Raw genomic sequence first — 1,280 nt, 5'->3', positions numbered from 1 at the left:
TCCGTCCAAATGCGACATTCGATCGCCCAGGACACTACGTTTACCTACGTGATGATGAGACGGGAGATTACTGGTCAATCTCTTGGCAACCAGTTGCCAAAAGCCTAGACGAAGCGAACTACGAAGTTCGTCATGGTTTGTCGTACTCTAAATTCAAGTGTGAATACAGCGGCATTAGCGCAACCAAAACGCTCTTTGTACCAAAAGGCGAAGATGCAGAAATTTGGGATGTGGTCATCAAGAACACCTCTGACAAACCGCGTACGATCAGCGCATTCTCATTTGTTGAGTTCTCGTTCAGCCACATTCAATCAGATAACCAAAACCACCAGATGTCTCTCTACTCTGCTGGTACGTCATACAACGAAGGCGTGATTGAATACGACCTGTACTACAACACTAACGATTTCGAAGGCTTCTACTACCTAGCGTCAACGTTTGATCCAGATTCATACGACGGTCAACGTGATAGCTTCCTAGGTCTATACCGCGACGAAGCAAACCCACTAGCAGTAGAACAAGGTAAGTGTTTTAACACCGCACAAACGTGTTACAACCACTGTGGCTCTCTGCACAAGCAATTTACTATCCAACCAGGAGAAGAAGTTCGCTTTGCTTACATTCTAGGTATCGGTAAAGGCAACGGTGAGCGTCTACGTGCTAAGTACCAAGACCTTGCAGAAGTCGACAATGCATTTGCTGGCATCAAAGCACACTGGGATGAGCGTTGTGGCAAGTTCCAAGTGAAATCGCCAAACGAAGGCCTAGACACCATGATCAATGCTTGGACGCTATACCAAGCAGAAACATGTGTGGTTTGGTCTCGCTTTGCTTCGTTCATCGAAGTGGGTGGTCGTACTGGTCTTGGTTACCGCGATACGGCGCAAGACGCAATTTCCGTTCCTCACGCGAACCCGAAAATGACTCGTAAGCGCATCGTTGATCTACTGCGTGGTCAAGTAAAAGCGGGTTACGGCCTACACCTATTCGATCCTGATTGGTTCGATCCTGAAAAAGCAGATGTTAAACCATCTAAGTCTCCAACGGTTGTTCCTACTCCGTCCGATGAAGATAAGATCCACGGTATTGAAGACACTTGCTCTGATGATCACCTATGGCTAGTACCAACCATCTGTAAATACGTGATGGAAACCGGTGAGCACAGCTTCTTCGACGAAGTGATTCCTTACGCGGATGGCGGTGATGCAACCGTGTATGACCACATGAAAGCTGCGCTAGACTTCTCAGCTGAATACGTGGGTCAAACGGGCATCTGTAAA

The 1,280-nt window shown here is 47.4% G+C and carries 1 protein-coding gene; it reads left to right on the top strand.

Annotation, left to right across the window (positions count from 1 at the left end; genetic code table 11):
- The coding region (locus R8O70_RS25495; protein WP_412034579.1) for a GH36-type glycosyl hydrolase domain-containing protein at window positions 1-1,280 on the top strand (1,280 nt) is incomplete at both ends.

This window comes from Vibrio sp. 779(2023) (genome assembly GCF_033344285.1).
Lineage (GTDB): Bacteria > Pseudomonadota > Gammaproteobacteria > Enterobacterales > Vibrionaceae > Vibrio > Vibrio alginolyticus.
This window is presented reverse-complemented; position numbering and strand designations above follow the sequence as displayed.